At 32.7% G+C, this 19,417-nt stretch carries 14 protein-coding genes and 1 rRNA gene; 3 read left to right on the plus strand and 12 right to left on the minus strand.

What is annotated here, in order from left to right; all coding sequences use genetic code 11:
- Nucleotides 1-113: ribosomal RNA gene (locus AAGU07_RS14760) — 16S ribosomal RNA — on the minus strand; the annotation flags it as partial.
- Nucleotides 114-865: 752 nt separating this feature from the next.
- On the opposite strand from AAGU07_RS14760, the gene mer reads away from it, so the two are divergent.
- Together mer and AAGU07_RS14770 are read left to right on the plus strand one after the other, a co-directional pair.
- Nucleotides 866-1,831, plus strand: a complete 966-nt coding sequence (gene mer, locus AAGU07_RS14765) for a 5,10-methylenetetrahydromethanopterin reductase (RefSeq protein ID WP_342459860.1) — start codon at nucleotides 866-868, stop codon at nucleotides 1,829-1,831.
- A gap of 393 nt (nucleotides 1,832-2,224) precedes the next feature.
- The gene (locus AAGU07_RS14770; protein ID WP_342459861.1) at nucleotides 2,225-3,289 is read left to right on the plus strand and encodes an archaeosine biosynthesis radical SAM protein RaSEA; all 1,065 of its coding nucleotides are present in this window, start codon (nucleotides 2,225-2,227) and stop codon (nucleotides 3,287-3,289) included.
- Between the two features lie 23 nt (nucleotides 3,290-3,312).
- On the opposite strand, the gene AAGU07_RS14775 is transcribed toward AAGU07_RS14770, so the two are convergent.
- From AAGU07_RS14775 to AAGU07_RS14810, 8 genes are all read right to left on the minus strand, one after another.
- Nucleotides 3,313-3,615: a GNAT family N-acetyltransferase gene (locus tag AAGU07_RS14775; protein ID WP_342459862.1), complete on the minus strand. Its 303-nt coding sequence runs from the start codon at nucleotides 3,613-3,615 to the stop codon at nucleotides 3,313-3,315.
- The gene (locus AAGU07_RS14780; RefSeq protein ID WP_342459863.1) at nucleotides 3,585-3,761 is read right to left on the minus strand and encodes a hypothetical protein; all 177 of its coding nucleotides are present in this window, start codon (nucleotides 3,759-3,761) and stop codon (nucleotides 3,585-3,587) included. The genes AAGU07_RS14775 and AAGU07_RS14780 overlap by 31 nt, the downstream gene beginning before the upstream one ends.
- 168 nt (nucleotides 3,762-3,929) lie before the next feature.
- Nucleotides 3,930-5,255, minus strand: a complete 1,326-nt coding sequence (locus tag AAGU07_RS14785; protein ID WP_342459864.1) for a sensor histidine kinase — start codon at nucleotides 5,253-5,255, stop codon at nucleotides 3,930-3,932.
- 173 nt (nucleotides 5,256-5,428) lie between these two features.
- Nucleotides 5,429-10,087, minus strand: a complete 4,659-nt coding sequence (locus tag AAGU07_RS14790; protein ID WP_342459865.1) for a PAS domain S-box protein — start codon at nucleotides 10,085-10,087, stop codon at nucleotides 5,429-5,431.
- A gap of 297 nt (nucleotides 10,088-10,384) precedes the next feature.
- Nucleotides 10,385-12,373, minus strand: a complete 1,989-nt coding sequence (locus AAGU07_RS14795) for a PAS domain S-box protein (RefSeq protein WP_342459866.1) — start codon at nucleotides 12,371-12,373, stop codon at nucleotides 10,385-10,387.
- A gap of 95 nt (nucleotides 12,374-12,468) precedes the next feature.
- Entirely contained in the window at nucleotides 12,469-14,157 is a 1,689-nt protein-coding gene (locus AAGU07_RS14800; protein WP_342459867.1) for a thiamine pyrophosphate-binding protein, read from the minus strand.
- Nucleotides 14,158-14,499: 342 nt separating this feature from the next.
- Nucleotides 14,500-14,823, minus strand: coding sequence for a hypothetical protein (locus AAGU07_RS14805; RefSeq protein ID WP_342459868.1), 324 nt, complete (start codon nucleotides 14,821-14,823; stop codon nucleotides 14,500-14,502).
- Nucleotides 14,824-15,090: 267 nt separating this feature from the next.
- Nucleotides 15,091-15,660, minus strand: coding sequence for a class I SAM-dependent methyltransferase (locus tag AAGU07_RS14810; RefSeq protein ID WP_342459869.1), 570 nt, complete (start codon nucleotides 15,658-15,660; stop codon nucleotides 15,091-15,093).
- A gap of 201 nt (nucleotides 15,661-15,861) precedes the next feature.
- On the opposite strand from AAGU07_RS14810, the gene AAGU07_RS14815 reads away from it, so the two are divergent.
- Nucleotides 15,862-17,148 (plus strand): adenylyltransferase/cytidyltransferase family protein, encoded by a 1,287-nt coding sequence (locus tag AAGU07_RS14815; protein ID WP_342459870.1) that lies wholly within the window; start codon nucleotides 15,862-15,864, stop codon nucleotides 17,146-17,148.
- Nucleotides 17,149-17,167: 19 nt separating this feature from the next.
- Here AAGU07_RS14815 and otsB read toward each other — a convergent pair whose 3' ends face one another.
- The 3 genes from otsB to AAGU07_RS14830 all read right to left on the minus strand — a co-directional run bounded on the left by otsB (nucleotide 17,168) and on the right by AAGU07_RS14830 (nucleotide 19,259).
- Nucleotides 17,168-17,974, minus strand: coding sequence for a trehalose-phosphatase (gene otsB, locus AAGU07_RS14820; protein WP_342459871.1), 807 nt, complete (start codon nucleotides 17,972-17,974; stop codon nucleotides 17,168-17,170).
- 252 nt (nucleotides 17,975-18,226) lie between these two features.
- The gene (gene rnc, locus AAGU07_RS14825) at nucleotides 18,227-18,880 is read right to left on the minus strand and encodes a ribonuclease III (RefSeq protein ID WP_342459872.1); all 654 of its coding nucleotides are present in this window, start codon (nucleotides 18,878-18,880) and stop codon (nucleotides 18,227-18,229) included.
- 172 nt (nucleotides 18,881-19,052) lie between these two features.
- On the minus strand, nucleotides 19,053-19,259 hold the full coding sequence (locus AAGU07_RS14830) for a hypothetical protein (protein ID WP_342459873.1): 207 nt from the start codon (nucleotides 19,257-19,259) through the stop codon (nucleotides 19,053-19,055).
- Nucleotides 19,260-19,417: the final 158 nt, after the last annotated feature.

The following is a 19,417-nucleotide window of genomic DNA, read 5'->3' on the forward strand; positions in this document are numbered from 1 at the left end:
GGTTATCCACGTGTTACTGAGCCGTTCGCCACGAACCACCGAAATGATTCGTTCAACTTGCATGGCTTAATCGAACCCCAAAAGCAGTGGCCTCCGCCAGGATCAAACGGATTTACACGTTCAAATCACAAACGAAGAATATTTGCATTTCGGAAGTAAACAATAATAAAAAAACCTTATTCAACTTAAATTGAAAAGGGGGTACATTTTTTCTAGTAGCAACCAAAAATCACCACAAATCTACCAAACCAACATCAAACTCAAACAATCTTACAATTTCTTGCAACAAGTTTTTGAGTCCTCATATATTATAGCCACAATTGGAAAAACCAGTCTTCACAGAGTGATATTATCACACTCCAACCGACGCCTTAAACCATGGCACATTATAAGCGTAACAGCCGAAAATTTCTTTTCAAACCAACGCATACTATACTCAAAGGTTGTAGATTAACAAACATATTAGAAAATATTGCACAAATATTAATTTTATTAAATTTGTTGTGACACTTTAATTTATGAACCATCCCCTATATATTTTTTCTACATTTTATTAAACAGGATCATAATCTCCATAATTATATAACCAAATTCACAAGATTATGACTTTAAACTTATAAAATAATAATTGAAAATCCTACTTCACATAATTAGACATTTTTAAGTTAAGATGGCAAAAATTAGCCACAAATACTTCCATATTACATAGAAATACCCCTACTTTTAAATAATAGATACTATATATAGTGTATTTCCAAATAAATCTGCTAACATGGTTTTAAATCCACTATTTAAACCTTTCGATTGCAATTAAAAACACAAAGTATTTTTATAGTTCTGATAGATTTAAATGCGGTGATAAACTATGAAGTTTGGTATTGAATTTGTTCCAAATGAACCTATAGACAAAATAGTTAAATTAGTCAAACTAGCTGAAGATGTAGGTTTTGAATACGCGTGGATTACAGACCACTACAACAACAAGAACGTATACGAAACCCTGGCATTAATTGCCAACGGAACTGAAACTATAAAAATGGGCCCTGGTGTAACTAACCCTTACGTAAGAAGCCCAGCAATAACAGCATCTGCTGTTGCAACTTTAGATGAATTATCAAACGGAAGGGCCACATTAGGTATTGGTCCTGGTGACAAAGCAACCTTCGACGCATTAGGAATTGAATGGACAAAACCTGTCAGCACAATTAAAAATGCAATCACTATGATGGAAACTCTCCTCTCAGGCGGAAAAACAGAAAGCGGTGCAAGCTTAATGGGTACAAAAGCAGTCCAGGAAAAAGTCCCTATTTACATGGGTGCACAAGGTCCTATGATGCTTAAAACCGCTGGTGAAGTATCTGACGGTGCATTAATCAACGCATCAAACCCAAAAGACTTTGAAGCTGCAGTTCCTCTCATAAAAGAAGGAGCAGAAGCAGGCGGTAAAAGTATAAGCGACGTAGATGTAGCAGCATACACTTGCTGTTCCATAGACGATGATAAAGGTAAAGCTACAGGCGCAGCAAAAATTGTTGTTGCTTTCATTGCTGCTGGTTCACCACCACCAGTATTCGAAAGACACGGCCTACCTACCGACACCGGTGCTAAATTCGGAGAATTCTTAGGTAAAGGAGACTTCGGAGGAGCAATCGGAGCTGTAAACGACGATTTAATGGATGCATTCTCTGTTGTCGGAACTCCTGATGACTTCATACCAAAAATCGAAGCTCTCGGAGAAATGGGCGTAACCCAGTATGTAGCTGGTTCCCCAATTGGACCTGACAAAGAAAAATCCATAAAATTACTTGGAGACGTAATTAGCTCATTCTAATTCTCCATACTTATTTTATTTTTCATTTTTAAGTCATTAAAGCTATTTTTTAAGTGTGCTATTTTTCAACAAATTAATACTATACTTCAACATATTTAATTCAAGTACAACAAATTCAATGTTATCTACGTATTTTATGATAAGTTACACACCTCCAAAAATTTTTTAAATTTACAAAGGTGAAAATCAACCTTTCAAAAATTTAAAGAATTTTTGATGCCCGAAAAATCTTAGATTTTCGAGCGCAGTCGAAAATTGGAAATTTTCGTGCTTACAAAATCGAAGCATGCAAAAATCTGTGATTTTTGCTGCGTCAAATCAAAGATTTGACAGATTTTGTAAAGGTTGATAAAAACATACTATAAGCCAAATAAAAATAAACCCGTGAAAATTATGGAAATTCAAAACTTAATGTCAGACATCAGAAAAAATGCCATTAAAAGAATGGATAAACAATCACCATCTGATCTTGCAGTAACCTGGACCTCAGAAGACCTGCTCTACTCTGGAAAAGGAAACGCTGTTTTTATAATTATACCAACTCCCGGATGTGCCCATGCACTTTCAGAATCTGGCGGATGCACGATGTGCAGTTATATTGCAGATTCACCTCTTGAAGAAGTTTCTTCAGAGGAGTCAGTTCAAATATTCAAAAATCTCATGGAAAGACATGAAATAAAGCCAAAAACAGCTGTTAAAATCTTCGTTTCAGGAAGTTTTTTAAATGAAGAGGAATTGCCTAAAGAGGCACGTGATGACATCCTTACAATTTTAAATAATGAAGAGAATGTAGAAGAAGTTATAGTTGAATCTCGTCCAGAGTATGTAACTGAAGAAGTAATCAGGGAGTGCTGCAGTTTCCTGCCGGATAAAATATTTGAGGTAAGTATGGGGCTTGAAAGCAGCAGCGACTACATTAAAAAATACAGGATAAATAAAGGCTTTTCCAATGAAGACTTCGAAAGAGCCGTTGGTGTCATTAAAAAGATGAAAAATGATTACAAAGTTACATCCAAAGCCTATCTTTTTGTTAAACCAATTTTAACATCTGAAAAAGAAGCTATTGGTGACGCAGTTGCTTCAGCACAATATGCAGAAGAAGTTGGTGTTGACAGGATATCATTCTGCCCAGCAACAATTCACAAAGGAACTCTTATGGAACTTCTATGGCGCAGAGGTTCATACCAGCCGCCATGGATATGGAGTGTACTTGAAATCATAAAAAGAGTTCGTAGTTCATCTAAGATTCCTGTGATAATGGATACTTCTGGTTTTGGAACACGGAGAGGACCTTTTAACTGTAAAAAATGCAATAAGAAACTCAAAAATTTAATAATTGAATCCAATCTTAACCAGAGCATTCCTGAAGAATTTGAATGTGAATGTAAAAACAGATGGGCTGCAAATGTTGAATTTTGTGATGTGACTAGATCAACATGCAATATAATAAACAGATAGTTAAACTTTTTAAATTACTTTCTTCATTTTATAGTTAACAAAATTAACACCATAAAATTTTTAACTTGTTTTTTTATTACTTTAAAACCCTGCTTCAAAAAAGGTTTAGCTGTTATACTCGCTTCAGTAAACACTTCAGTAAAATTGAGTTTTTTGGCTTTTTTAATAAGACATTCCAGTAACATTTTCCCTATTTTTTGCCTTAAATAATCCATATGGACATAAATCATATCAATACAACCTAAAGGAGATAATTCAGCGAAGCCGACAATTTTATTTTTATATTCTGCCATAATTACAAAGTTATTTTTAATTCTATTTTCCATTTTTCAATGTCGATTTGCAGAGGGGCCCATGTATCCAGTTGGTTCTTTATATAATCATCTGCATTTACAGAATGGACAACTTCCCAAAAAAGACTGGTTAAATCTGAAAAATAATCTTCATTATATTCTCTAATTTCAATTTTCATCTTATCATCTATATAAATTCCACGAGAAAACAATGACAGGAATACCTAACACAAAAATATTTATAGCCGCTTTTAAAAACCATGTATCTGCAGATAATATAATAAAATAAATCCATAAATAAATATAATGAACGTTAATCCAGCTGTTCCTGTTAAATATTTATTCTATTAAATTCTTTCACGGTATTTTAACTCCTCAAACTCAATTCTAAATTCAGTTCCAGTTTCCGAGTTAAGTTCTATAGATCCATCTACCTGATTTATTAAGAGATTAACTAGTTGTAGGCCCAAAGATTCAGTATTTTTAAAATTTAATCCTTCAGGGAAGCCAATACCATTATCTTTTATTATAATGCGGAATTTTCCATTATCAGAGTATACTTTTACCCAAATTTTGCTTTTTTCATTTTTTTCTGTATCGAGAACTGTAAATCCTTCAAATCCATATGTCCTCAAAACCGGAGATTTTGACACTTCAGAAATACAATTTCCCTTTGCCTTGAATCTGTAATCTTGTTTTTGTTGTAAGTGCTGAATTTCATTCTTGAACCGCGAATCAGAGATCTGCAAACCACCATTTCCAAATTCGCTGTTTTCAGTTGTTAAAATAGTAGATTCAGAACATGTCCCATAATCTGTTGGAAACGCGTGCTTAATCGAATTAGTTACAAGTTCCGTTATAATAAGACCGCAAGGAATGGAAGTTTCAATGTTAAGTTTTATACTATCTAACTTCAAATCATATTCAATTAAATTTTGATTTACATCGTAGGTCTGAAATAAATTAGTTACAATATTAGAAATATAACTACCAAAGTCAATTTTATCAAGATTTTTTGATTGATAAAGTTTTTCATGAACCATTGAAATAGATTTAACCCTGTTTTGACTTTCTTTAAAAAATTCAACTGCTTGTTCATCTTTGATATACGGAATCTGGAGATTAAGAAGACTGCTTATTATCTGCAGGTTATTTTTAACACGATGATGAATCTCCCGCAGAAGCAGTTCCTTCTCTTGAAGCGTTGATAAAAGTTCACTGGTCCTTTCCTGAACTTTAACTTCCAGTTCATCGTGTGCGTTTCTTAAATATTGTTCAGCTTTTTTCTGTTCTGTAATATCCGTTGTAAGTGTTACATACAAATCATTAGCAGGTGCAAAAGCTGAAAATGAAAAATAGCTATCTATGGTTGGAGAATAAGTCTCATACTTTTTAATTTTTCCAGTGGAGACTATTTCATTCACTTCCATTATCAAAGAAGAAACAGCATTAGATCCATAGAGTTTAGTAATGCTTTTACCTCTAAAATTTTTATTAATGAACACTCTACTGGTTGAAGACGCAGGATTAGCGTACTTAATAATTAAATCAACTACTTTTCCATTTCTATCATACACTATCCTGTAAACAGTTATGCCTTCCTGCATATTTTCAAATATTGTATAATAATCTTCACTGGTAAGTGAAAATATATCTAAACCCGTATTTTTCATAAAAATCATTGTAATTTATTCATATTATTTTCTAAATATGTATTAGAAGAAGGTATAAAAAAAGTTTTCTTTAAGAAGTTTTGGAGACATAAATAATAGCTCAAAATACACTAAAATATTTAATAACAACCCAATTATTTCACTTTAAATTGCTATTATAAAATAGATCTTGATTAAAAACTAGATATTTCAGCCAATCTAATTGGTAAAGTGAAATAAAACGTAGAACCCCTATCTAATTCAGATTCAACCCAAATCCTACCCCCATGACGTTCAATAATTCTTTTACTAATTGCAAGACCTATCCCTGCTCCTTTATATTCATCCATGGTGTGCAGCCTTTTGAATACCTCAAATATTTTGTCTTTATACTGAGATTCTAATCCGATTCCATTATCTGAAACCGAAAATATAAATTCTCCTTTTTTTTCATCTTTTCTTGCAGATATATGAATTTTTGGAGTAACATCCTTCCTTTTAAATTTAATTGCATTTGATATCATATTCTGGAATAGTTGAATTAACTGGTTTCTATCAGCAATAACTGTTGGAAGTTTATCATAAGTAATTTTAGCTCCACTTTCAATAATTGCAGCATGGAGATTAGATAAAACAGTTATTAATACCTCTTCAATATCTGTAAAATTAAATTCACCGCCCTTTGTGCCTATTCTAGAATAATCAAGCAATCCCTGAATCATTTCTTTCATTCGTGTTGCAGCATCAATTATAAACTCAATAAATTCATCGGCATCAGTATCAAGTTTGTTTTTATAACGTCTTTCTAAAAGCTGTGTGAAACTTGCAATGGTTCTAAGCGGTTCCTGTAAATCATGGGAAGTAATATAAGCAAATTGTTGTAATTCATCATTGGAACGTTTCAATTCATGTATTGTTTCTTTTAATTTTTCTTCGGATTTTTTACGCTCGCTTATATCTCTGGCCATTCCCAGAACTAATTTTTGACCCCTTATTTCTATTGGATATCCAGTTATCTCAACAGGTACTTTTTTACCACCTTTTATAGTGAGAATAAATTCTTCAGGACCAGTAGCACGACCTTTAATGTTCCTACTCAATAAATCAAATGCTTTAATTATTTGTTCTCCAGTAATTAAGCCTAATTCAACAAGATTTTTACCTATAATTTTCTCCTTTTTAAAATTTATAAGTCTTTCAGCAGCTCTATTACCATCTAAAAAGTTTCCTTTCATGTCAGTGAGGAAGTATGGATCAGGAGCATATTCAAATAATATTTTAAGCCTTTCTTCACTTTCTTTAAGCGCTCCTTCAGCATTTTTACGTTCAGTAATATCTTCACATACAACATAAACTATTATATTCCCATTAGGTCCTTTAACAGCATGCAAAATCTCTTTTACCCACATTAAACTGCCGTCTCTATGGATTTTACGGATTTCCCAGTAAAACACCTTTCCATAGTTTTCTATACTGTATCTCAAATTACGTGCTGCATATTTCCGGTCTTTCTCGTAGAATACCATTGATATCAATGATTTACCCGTTAATTCCGAGACAGTGTAACCAAGTCGCTCAGCTCCAAACGGGTTTACAGATAGTATAGTGCCCTCAGTATCCACTGTAAAATACATAGAGGGATTATCATCATATAAAGCACGATAACGCTTTTCACTTTCTCTTAGCGCTTCCTCTGCCTTTTTACTCTCAGTAATATCCCTTGAAATTACAGATATTCCAGTAACTTTTCCCTCAACGTTTTTTACAGAGAATAGATTCATAGATACGTATATCTCAATACCATCTTTTCTCAGCCTTTTGGCTTCATAATGCATTATATTTTTTCCTTCTTTAAGTTCAGATATATATTCATCTACTTTTTTAAACTGCGAAGGATCAAATAAAGGAGAATATCCTTTTCCAACCATTTCTTCGGCAGAATAACCATATACTTTTTCAGCTCCCCTGTTCCAGCTTGTTATAATTCCATCAAGTGTTAAACCAATTATTGCATCATCTGAAGATTCAACAATATTTGCCAATCTCAGGATCTTCTCTTCTGCTTTTTTACTTTCAGTAATATCCTCTCCAGAAATAAGTGCATTTATGAAATTACCATCATCATCTCTAAGTACAGCAATATTCCATGAAATAAGTCTTTCTTCACCATTTTTTGCCAAAATAGGGCCTTCATAATACGTAAATTCTTTTAAATCGCCAGATATTATGCTGATAGCAATATCTGTTAATTCAGACTTAACTCTTTCTGGAATAAAATCAATAAAGCTCTTTCCTATAATTTCATCAGCACTATACCCCACAATTTCAATACCCTTCTTATTTATTAAAGATATAGTTAAATCCCTATTTATCGCGACCAGAACAACCCCTGCGATATCAAGATACGTCTGCGCCCTTACTTTTTCTTTATATAATGCCTTTTCTGCCTTTTTACGCTCTTCTATTTCCTGTTTTAATTGCTTATTAGACTCTTTAAGTTCTTTTGTTCGTTCCTGGACTTTAAGCTCCAGAGTATCATGTGCATCTTTTAACTCACTTTGAGCCTTTTTCTGTTCAGTTATATCAGCTGCAACTGAAAGTACTGATTTTACATTTCCATTTTTATCAAATTCAGGGATATTCCGAGAATCATAATATTTTAACCCTTTATAACCCAGTATTATAAATTCTAGATTTTCAGGCTTTCCAGTTTCAAAAATTCTTTTTAAGAGGGATTCAATGGTATTAGATAGCTCTTCAGGTATTCCAATTTCTGCAGGAGTTTTACCAATATAATCTTCCTGTGGTAATCCCATTACTTCAGCCCCAGCAGGATTAATGAAAACATGCCTCAAATTCTGGTCGTACCTTGTTATACCTAAAGGTGAATTTTCAATCAGGGTTTTGAATTCTTCCCTACTGTCTTTCAGGGCATTTTCAATTTTTTTACGGTCTGTAATATCTAAAAATGATGCTATACTCATTTTAGAGCCAGGGATCATAGATACAGTACCAAAAACGTTCCTAATATTCCCTTTTTTATTAACAGCATGAAATTCATATTCTTTGGGGGCAGATTCCGGATTTTCCCTACGAATTCGATGGTACATTTTCATTCGTTTTAAGTCATCATCACTGGCTACAAATTCTGTCCATTTCTTTTTACCCTCTACCTCTTCCTTTAAAAAGCCGAAAATTTTCTCAACTTCTTCATTTATCAAAGATATGGTCATATCTTCTTCAATAAGCATGAATGCAATGCCTGTATTTTCAAAAATAGTACGATACCTGGCTTCTGACTCCTTCAAAGCCCTTTCAATATTTTTACGATCTGTATTATCTAAAAAGGATGCTATAGTCTTTTTTGTACCTGGAATCATAGAAATAGTGATGATTATGTCTTTAATACTGCCCCCTTTAGTAACAGCTTGAAACTCATATTTTTTGGGCACTGCATCAGGAACAGCTCTCCGAAGCCTGTGATATTCTTCCATTTTATTTAAATCATCCTTTTTAGCTATAAATTCTATCCATTTTCTTTTTCTTTCTATTTCATCCTTGGAATATCCCATAATTTTTTCAGCTTCAGTATTCATTAAAGATATTGTTGTATCATCTTCCATAATTGCAAAAGCAATTCCTGTATTTTCAAAAATAGTACGATATTTAGCTTCCGATTCCATTAATGCATTTTCCGCTTCTATACGTTCAGTTATATCTTTAGCTATACCAAAAAGGCCCGCTATCTTTCCATTATGATCCCTGTAAACTCCTTTAGTTGACAGATAAATTGTTTTTTTCCCACCAGAAATGGTAAATTCGTCATAAGTTTTTGTCTGCCCACTTTCGATAACTTCCATATCATCTTTAATAATATTTTCAGCAGTTCCAGATGAAAATAACGCCCGATCGTCCTTACCAATGATTTCTTCTACAGATTTATTAACTAATTTAGCTCCTGCAGAGTTAATCATCAAATAATTGCCATTTAAATCTTTTAAAAAGACAGCATCAGTGGTATTTTCAATAATTGAATTAAAAATATTATAGCTGTCTTTTAATTCTTTTTCAGCTTTTTTACTTTGGGTAATATCGGTGTTAATTTCCATAAAACCCCGTGGTTTATTATTTTCATCCTTTTGCAGCGCCCACCTGCTTGAGACAATGATCTTTTCACCACTGCGCTTTGTATGAATTAATTCACCTTCCCAGTATCCATTCTTAATGAATTTTTCACAGGTTTCTTTTAGTGAATCTGGAAATTCAGTTTTAAGTAGATCATGAGTAATTTTTCCCAAAACCTCTTTTTCACACCATTCATATCTCTTCTCAGCTCCACGATTCCAAAAAGTAATTTTATCATCCATATCATGGACAATGATTGCATCATGAGTGAGATCAAGTAAATCAGCCTGTTTCTTTAATTGCATTTCAGTTTCTTTTTTTCGTGTAATATCTACGTCTATAGTTACACACAGGTTTTTATGTGGAGAAAAAGCAGTTATTAAATAGTATTTATTAAATTGTTGAAAGTGAAATTCATACTGCATGCTTTTTCCTGTTAAAACCACATCTTCAGCCATTTTCAAATAAGATGAAACATTATCAATTCCACATAGTTCAATTAATGTTTTATCAATAATTTCCTCGCGAGATCCAAATTTATTAAATATAGAGGAAAGATTTAGGTATATAAAGCGTAAATCAGAAATTTTATCTTCCTTGTTTAATATTACTTCAAAAATAGAAACTCCTTCACCCATATTTTCAAATATATTACAGTAACCATTAGTTAAATTACATATGGGTGGTGCAAATATACTATTTTCTTTTTTTTGTTCTTTGTATCCCATAAAATGCTTCCTTTACTTTTTAAATTTAAGATAGAAGCTCACAAAGATCGATTATTCCAGATATAAGTATTATTACTTTATTTAGTTAATTTATTATAAATATTTATTTTAAAATTAAGAATTATTCCCGATTGTAGTTTAAGCTTTTAAAAAAATAGATTATTAAAAATTAAAGATTTAAAAGTATCATGATATACGAAATTATTAAAGTTACACATTCATAACTGCATATCACATATAAAATCGCGTTTAATCAAGTATTTTCATTATCTAGAGAATTTAATTTAAGACAGACATTTATTGTTTCACATTGTTAATTGGTAAAGTGAAATAGAAAGTCGATCCAACATATGGCTCTGATTCAACCCATATCCGTCCACCATGGCGTTCAACGATCCTTTTAACCACGGATAATCCAATACCAGTTCCTTTATACGATTCCATTGTATGCAGTCTTTGAAATATTACAAAAATACGTTCCATATACTGTTCTTCAATTCCAATACCATTATCTTCAATAGAAAACATGTATTCTTCTTTATTTTCACGTGCCGAAATATCAATTATAGGAGAAATATCCTGTTTTCTAAATTTAATTGCATTCCCAAGCAGATTCTGGAAAACTCTTCTAAGCTGATCATAATCCCCCATTACAGTAGGAAGAGGACCATGATTAATCACAGCCCCATTTTCCTCAATTAAAGATCTTAAGTTTTCAATTACTTGATTTAAAACTATATCTAAACTTACAGGTTGAAATCCACTTTGATCTGTTTTAACCTTAGAATATTCAAGAAGGCCCTCAATTTGTTTCTTCATTCTAAAAGATGCACCTATAACATAATCCATAAACTCATCTGCATCTTTATCAAATTTACCCTTATAACGACGTTCTAAAAGCTGAGTAAAGCTTGCAATAGTTCTAAGAGGTTCCTGAAGGTCATGAGAAGCCACATAAGCAAACTTTTCTAATTCTTCATTGGAACGCTTCAAATCTTTAACAAGTTTTTCAAGTTCTTCCTCATGCTGTTTGCGTTCAGTAATATCCCTAGAAATAGCAAGGGATACCCTTTTCCCTTTTAAGGTAAAAACGTGATTAACAACCTCAACAGGTATTCTTTTACCTGTTTTGGTTTTATGGACTATTTCAAATCTTACACAGTCATCTTTGATCAGTTTAGCTGCATTTTCTGGGATTTCCATTAACTTTTCAGGGGCAACTATATCTGCAGGAGTCATATCCACAAATTCTTCCCTTGTATAACCTAATCTTTGACTTGCAACATTATTTACCTCAATAAAGCTACCTGGAATTCCTTTTTCATTCAATTCTACCAGAGTAATCATATCATCTGCCTTGTTGAATAATTCACGGAACTTTTCTTCACTCTCAGCCAATGCCTTGTTGACCTCTTCAAGTTCTTCTGTTCTTTTTTCTACAAGCTCTTCAAGATGAGTCCGATATTTCTCTAATTCTGCTTCATCTTTCTTAATTTCGGTTATGTCCATAAATGAGACTATACTCCTATTTCTTTCTGAAATAAGCCCAATAGTCATATAAACATCCATTATTTTTCCATTTTTATGTACTAAATGGGCCTCATATCTTCTTGGAGCAGCATCTTGTTTTATCCTTCTTAAACGGTGATATTTCATCATCTTGCCAATATCTTCTGTAGCTATCATTTCAGTCCAGCTAGTACCTTCTATTTCTTTTTTTAGATAACCTGAAACTTTTTCAAATTCATCATTTACCATGGATATAGTCATATCTTCTTCAATTATCATGGTGGGATTTATTGTATTTTCAAAAATAGTCCTGTATTTTTCTTCACTTTCTTTTAAATCATGTTCTAATTTTTTTCTTTTACTAATATCATGAAAATAAACAGATGCACCGTCTTCAAAAGGGTGAATATGCATTTCAAACCATTTATCTGAAATAGGAGAATACGCCTCAAATTTTATATGTTTCTTTTCCTGTTGGGCCCTACGAAAATTATCCCAAATTGGCTTGTTTGGAGGAAATTCATTCCAAAAAACTTTTCCAATTAATTCTTCCTTTTTTTTATCAAATTCAATCTCTGCATTATGATTTAAATCTAAAATATGCCATTTGTTATCCATTTCAAAATAGGATTCCATTATATTTTCAAGAATTTGTTTAATTCTTCTTTTAGATTCTTTTTCAGTTGTTATATAATACTTGAATTCACTAACTAAAGTTTCATTAACTTCTTCAAGCTTTTCCACTTCTTTAAGTAAATCCTTTTCTTTAATTTCCACCACGCCATATTCTAATTTTATACAAATTCATTAAACTGGATTTATTCCTGCTAATCCATTTAGTCTTCAAGTTTAACCTGTAATAAAAAATTACATTAATGCATTGGCGGGCGTTGATTTGCAATGCCTACCTTAGTTCCCCATTCCAAAAGTTCACGGCTGCAGTCTTCATGTTCAATCTGGCACTCTATTAATACAGAACCACCTTTATGGGCCTTCGCCTTTTTAATTGCTTCAGCAAGCTCACCGCCAGTACTGGCAGTTAATCCTAACCCCTGACCATCATCAGCGTTCAATACTTTAATTAGTCCCGCATAATCCCAATTTTTGAAGTAATTGTATGGGCCCTCGTGGATTTCAGATTCAACAACGTAACCATGATTATTAACTACAAAAAGAATCACATTGTCAAGTTCATAGCGGATCATGTTAGCAACTTCCTGTGCAGTAAACTGAAATGAACCATCCCCAATTAAAGACAACACCTGTTGATCTGGTTCAACAGCTAAAGCATAACCAAATGTAGACGGCACGGACCAACCAATGGATCCCCACTGCATTTCAATCTCAAAGTTCGCATTTTCGGGTAGCTCCATGAACATTCCGTTGAACCATGAATCCCCACTTTCAACAAATAATGTTGTTTTTGGGCTGAGTAAATCCTGAATTTGCCTTATCATTTCCATACGTGTCAGAGGTTTCTTGGGATTAGCCTGTTTAATTGGTTTTTGATCACGGCGAGTTTTATTAAATTTCATCAATGAAAAATCATTCTTCTTAACCTGTTTAGCAAGGGCATAAAGAAAATCACGTAAATTTAGTCCATTATGATCAAAATTAGGAGAACGTACCCTATTTGGCTCAATATTAATTGTTTTTCCATCAGACGGCTGTGCAGTCCAGCCAACAGTGGAGTAATCTGTGTATACAGCACCTGCAGCAATAATCAAATCCCCCCAGTCTACAATCTCTTCGCAGCCAGGACTGCTTACTGAACCCCAGTAAATGCCAATGAATTGAGGGTGATTTTCAGGGAAAAAACTTTTTGCACTTGGTTGAACTGCAACAGCGCAACCTACTGCTTCGGCTAGTTCTCTAAATGCATTGATTGCCCCATATGATCTTAAGTTTGGCCCTGCAAGAAGAATAGGCTTATTTGCATTATTTATTGCCTCAGCGGTGGAATTAACTGCTGCTTCAAGTACCTTTGGATCACTGGCAGGAGGTTTAAATAATGTTTCAAAAGGCGCTGGATCAGGGCACGGAGCATCTGCTATATTACATGGGATCTCGATATATCCCGGTAAACTGTGGCTTAGTGCGTTTAGTATGACCCTATCTATTAAATAAGGAGCATCCTTCTCATGAGTAATTTGTACTGCATCACATGTCACTTTACTGATCATTTCGCATTGATAATTCAAATCTTGAATACCTAAACTATGATGTGGGATGTGACCTGCATTTGGATCATTTGTATTGTAACTTCCAGAAACAAATATTACAGGTAAACGCTCGGCATAAGCACCTGCAATACCATTAATAGCAGAAAATGCACCAACATTAAATGTAATAATTACTGCACCTGCACCCTTTGCCCTTGCGTATCCTTCAGCGGCATAAGCTGCATCCAACTCATTACAACAACCTACCTGTTCTAAATTCTTATTTTTTAGAAGCTCATCCAGCAGGACAAGATTGAAATCACCAGGAACAATGAAATTATGCTCAATTCCCATTTGTTCAAAACGTTTTGCAAGATAGCTTCCTACGGTATATCCCATTTTATAAACACCTTCCGCAATTAATACATTTGATTATATAATATTGGTTTTTTTAAATAATAATATTTTTATATTAAAAATTATTAAGATTGGAAATAATAATTAAACTAGTTTTTAACTGTAAAAAATAGAATTATAACAATATTTTTCCCACACACCACATATTCCAAAAAACGTAAAAACAGCACTAACATATAATGCGCCTTAAAATATTAATTAATGATGACCTTCGGTCCTTTTTTAGGAATACACAATACCACCCCCTCATGTCATTCCATTCATTTTTAATTATTATGGGAGCATCAGATTTAATTATAATAATTAAAAAATAATTAAATTAAGTTAAACTAAAGTATCTTCATCCTCAGTTAACAATGAACCCGTTGGAGTATTTGCAAACTGTGCTGCAAGATATGGATCAAGATCTTTAAGTTTTTCGTAGTATTCACGAGCAGTACCTAAATCCATTACACCCGAATAAGCAATACACAAACCAACATATGCTTTAGCTTCTTCTGGATCTTCTTCAATACATCTTTTAAAAGATTCTATAGCAGGTTGAAAATCTTTATTTTCAACGTGCTCCTTACCTTTACCAAAATATTTTTCAATATCCGGATTCTTTTTATTATCCTCTTTAATTTTACCTAGCAGTTTATCTAACATTTCAACACTCCTCACAACAATCATTCATAATATGTTTTTATTACTAATTATTATTTATTAAAATTATCTCCCAATAACCTCTGTAAATTGCAAATTATTCAAAAATACCCAATTAATATTTTAATTAAAAATAAAGAGAATATAATGCTCTAATTTTAAAAATAAAAAAATTAGCTAATAAATATATTAAATGGATTTATAAGTGGATACACACGTAGTTTAAAATCATGGTAATTTAATATATTTCGTTATTTACTACAAAATAAATTATTTTTCAAATACCGCCTCAGTACTTTCCCCAACAAGCCGTACATTATTTATTTTAAAATTGATTTCATTTAATCCTGCTTTAATCATTAATTCTCTTATTTCGGCAGATTGCATTCCATGATTATCTGCTAAAGGCTCTCTGATGTAAACTTTTCCACCCTTTTTTAATTTTCTGCTTAGAGCTCTCACAATTTCTTCTCTTAAATTAGAATCGATATCATGCAGAACATAATGGATTACAACTGCATCATAAGAATTATCAGGAATATCCAGGTCAAAGATTGTTCCTAACTCGAATTCTACATTAGGATAATTATTCACTCTTTTCTGGATCGTACTCATCCATTTTTGAGATACATCAACACAGGTTAAACTGCCCCCACCTTTTAAAAGAATTGGAGCTATGTGTCTTGAAAGAGCGCCAGATCCAGAGCCGTATTCTAAAATTTTCTCATTTCCACTTAAATTGAGGCTTTTAACGTAATTTTTCCAAAAGAAACTGCCAAATGTATGGCCTATTGCAACTGTAAAAAATATCTGGGTTGAACTCGGTTCTTTAAAACTCATAAATAAGCATCCTCACTATTTAAATGAATTTAATGCAGAATGAGTATATAAATATTGCATTTAATAATGAGTAATATAATAAAACTTTTAAAATAATCAAAACTTTGAGAATATTAATTCAATAAAATCTAACTCAGTTAGATTAACCACCTATATAAAAATTAATTTAACTTATTATCTTGAAATAAAGGAGAAATTAACTTGATTGGAATAAGCGCTGATTTTGACCCAGTACATAACGGACACGCTAAACTCATAGAAAAAGGAAGAGACATTGCAGAGAAAACAGGAGATGAAGTTGTAATTTATTTAAATAAAGGTTACAGTGCTAATCACGCCCCATTTTTTGCAAGTTACGAAGCAAGACGCGAAATGGCACTTAAAGCCGGCGCTGATAAAGTTGTGCCAATTGAAGGACTTCACCACAGGCTGACACTAGCATACACAGTCCCAATCAGGATAGCAATGATGATCGAAGACGGTGTTGTGGATTACGTTGATGCAGCTAATGTATCAACCAGTAAAATCCAGAAATACGCCGCATCATTTGCAAAAAAAGGCATATTTAGTGGAATCCCGCGGAACCTCCCGAACCGTAACGTTATAAGGTGGTTTGCAGTGAATGATTTCCTCTACAAAAAGTATAAACGAAAAATGAAGTTCCATATAATTCCAGAACTTCAAATGGACGGTAAAATCTCAGGTAGGGAAATCAGGGCAAAGATAATTGAGAACAACTTCGAAATACCTGAAGATGTAAAAGAAGTCCTTCCTGACTCCACAGTAAAGATCCTTCAAAAAGAGATAAAAAAAGGAAATATTCCAGGAAAACGGGACATTGGAGCCATTACAAAACGGCTTAATAAATATTCAAGGGCAAAATTACTTAATATAGCTAATATAAACGCTGACGCTGCAGAGGCCATCATTAAAGGTAGACAATACCGGAACGAAGATCAGATTTGGGCGGCATTGAGAATGGCAGGATACGGCCCAGTTCTCACAAGGCTTGCAATAAGTTCAGTTGAGCAGGACGTGACACGTGAAGAGGTATTTGATCTTATTAAACATTATGAAGCAGAAGGAATTATTCCTCCAGATCAGACTGTAGAAAGCGTAATTGAAAGGGCATGGTTTGTATCGTCTAATGTTGAAAAAGGAGTTAAATCCTCAGATGCCCATGAAATGTTTAGAAAAGGGAAAAGAGGTGTAAAACCCCAATACACTATTGATGCAGGGCTTCACCTTAGAAGTTTTGAGGTTGAAGATTTAGAAGAGGGGATTGAGGCTTCTTTATTTGTTGATAAAAGGGAGAAATTAGCCTGCCAGATACGTACTGAAAACCGTAAAATAAAAAGTCCCCTGAAGTTGCCTGCCCAATCTGCAACATACCTGAGGCTTCTTATTGATTCACACTTTATTCCACTTAGCGCGAAATTAGTGCATAAAAAAGAAGGTTGGCGAGTCAGAATATTTATTGGAAAATGAAAATATTTTTAATTATAATTTAATTTTCCAGAAGCCAGTTAAAGAACTTCTGTACCTCATCAACCCCCTTAACATAGAAAGATGCATTTTCTTTAACAAATTCAGGGACTTCCTCCGAAACTACAACTATTCCTGCACCCTTGACTTTGCCATTTCCTTTGACTTCATTTAGTTTATTAAATGCATCAACATCAGTTACATCATCACCTAAATAAATGATCTTTTCAATTTTATTTTCAAAAATGAGTTTTTCAAGTATCGTGCCTTTGTCATGACCAATTTTAGGCCGTATTTCCACAACTTTACGTCCTTCTGTAACTTTAAACTTTTCCAGCCCTTCCATTTCATTAATAGCTTCTAAAATTTTTCTATGTGTTCCTTTCACATCTTCACATTTCCTGTAGTGAACTGTAAAGCAAAGTCCTTTTTCCTGGAACAAAATATTCTTAATATTAGATAATTCTTCTTCATTCTGGATGTTTTGAGCAATTTTTTGTATAAGTGGTAAATATTCTTCTACTTCAGGTTCAATATGAATTTCATCATCCTTTAAATATTCAAGCCCATGACTTCCAATATAAAGCAGCCCATCCACTTCAAGCATCTCTTTAGCATTTTTAACGTTTCTTCCAGTTATAATACCAACTAACTGGAATTTATCTACCAGTTTTTTAAGTGTAGCCCTCATAATCTGAGTTATAGTGGCTTCATATGGGTCTAAAACTATTTTACTTATAGTACCATCTATATCTGTTATAACTGCTGTTTTTTCATCTTTTCTGAAGTCCTCAAATTCATTTAAGTGATCAAAAAGATATTTCGGCAAGTTTTTCCTCCATCAAACCTGATTATATGTACTCCACACATAGTATTATTATTTGATTAAAAATTATTTACAATTTTTCTTTTTAAAAACAGACCATCCCAAAGATTAAACTAATTTGAAAATTATCCAGATGGATACAGATAATTAGAAAAATAAATAATATAAAACACGTTTATTTATTAAATTAAATCAAATACACACTTATTATATAAAAATAAGCAATATTACACAGGACAACGTAAATATAATAATTTAAAGATTATCCAGTGCAATTTTGGCAGCTTTTTGCTGGGCTTCTTTTTTACTTCCACCGGTACCTGTTCCATAGTTCTTACCGTTGATAACAGCAGCCATACCAAATGTCTTATCATGAGGTTCCCCTTCCTCCCGTATTAACTCATAAACCACATCGACACCACTTTGATCACATAACTGCTTTAATTTAGATTTATAATCACAAAAAAAGATGTCCTTATTTTCTATATGTGGCATAACTGTTTTGGAGAGGAATTCCTTCACAGCATCCAGGCCCAAATCAAGATATAAAGCCCCTATAAATGATTCAAATACATCGCTGATAATCGAATCAACTTCACGGCAGGTTAATTCTTGACCCGCCCCTAATTTTATGTACTGATCCATGCCCAGTTCCATAGAATAAACATGAAGTGCTTTTTTACATACATAATTTGAACGTAAACTTGTTAATTCACCTTCAGTTAAATTAGAATCCATATTGTATAAAAATTCAGAAACCGCTATCTCAAGAACAGCATCACCTAAAAATTCTAACCTTTCATAACATTCATCGATGCCGTTTTCATTTGAATAAGACTCATGAAGAAAAGCCAGCTCATAAAGGCTGGTGTTAACAGGTTCAATTGAAAATGTTTCTAGTAATTGCATATTATCTTAATTAATATTAAGACATAATAAAATTTTAGTTATCCAATTTCATAGAAAAAACGTTTATAATTTATCACAATAACAATTATTAAAAGTTTTAATATGTTTATTTATGATTAAAACCTTTAAATTTAGTATATTACCTTTTTGATATTTTAAATCGACCCCAATATTATATATTATGATTATCATCCTTGTATTGAGTAACTGGGCACTTCCAGTCTTTACAAAATATCATAACAAGCTCATCTTTATCTGTAGTTATAAAAAGTTTCCAGCAGTCGTGATTATATGGCTTAAATTTAATTTCAACAATTTTTTTACCTATAAGCTTTTCTAAAGCATTCTGACATTCTTCTACTTGTTCATCTACAACCATAAAAACCCTCTTGAAAACTCATGATAGCATTCTAAGCAATACATTATATAAAAAGCAATTCTTTTGTTATTTATATCTAAACAAATTAATAAATTTTTTCAATGTATATTCCACATTATTGGCTGATTCAAAATTAATAAAGCCTAATTTTATTTTAA

The organism is Methanobacterium sp. (genome assembly GCF_038562635.1).
Lineage (GTDB): Archaea > Methanobacteriota > Methanobacteria > Methanobacteriales > Methanobacteriaceae > Methanobacterium_D.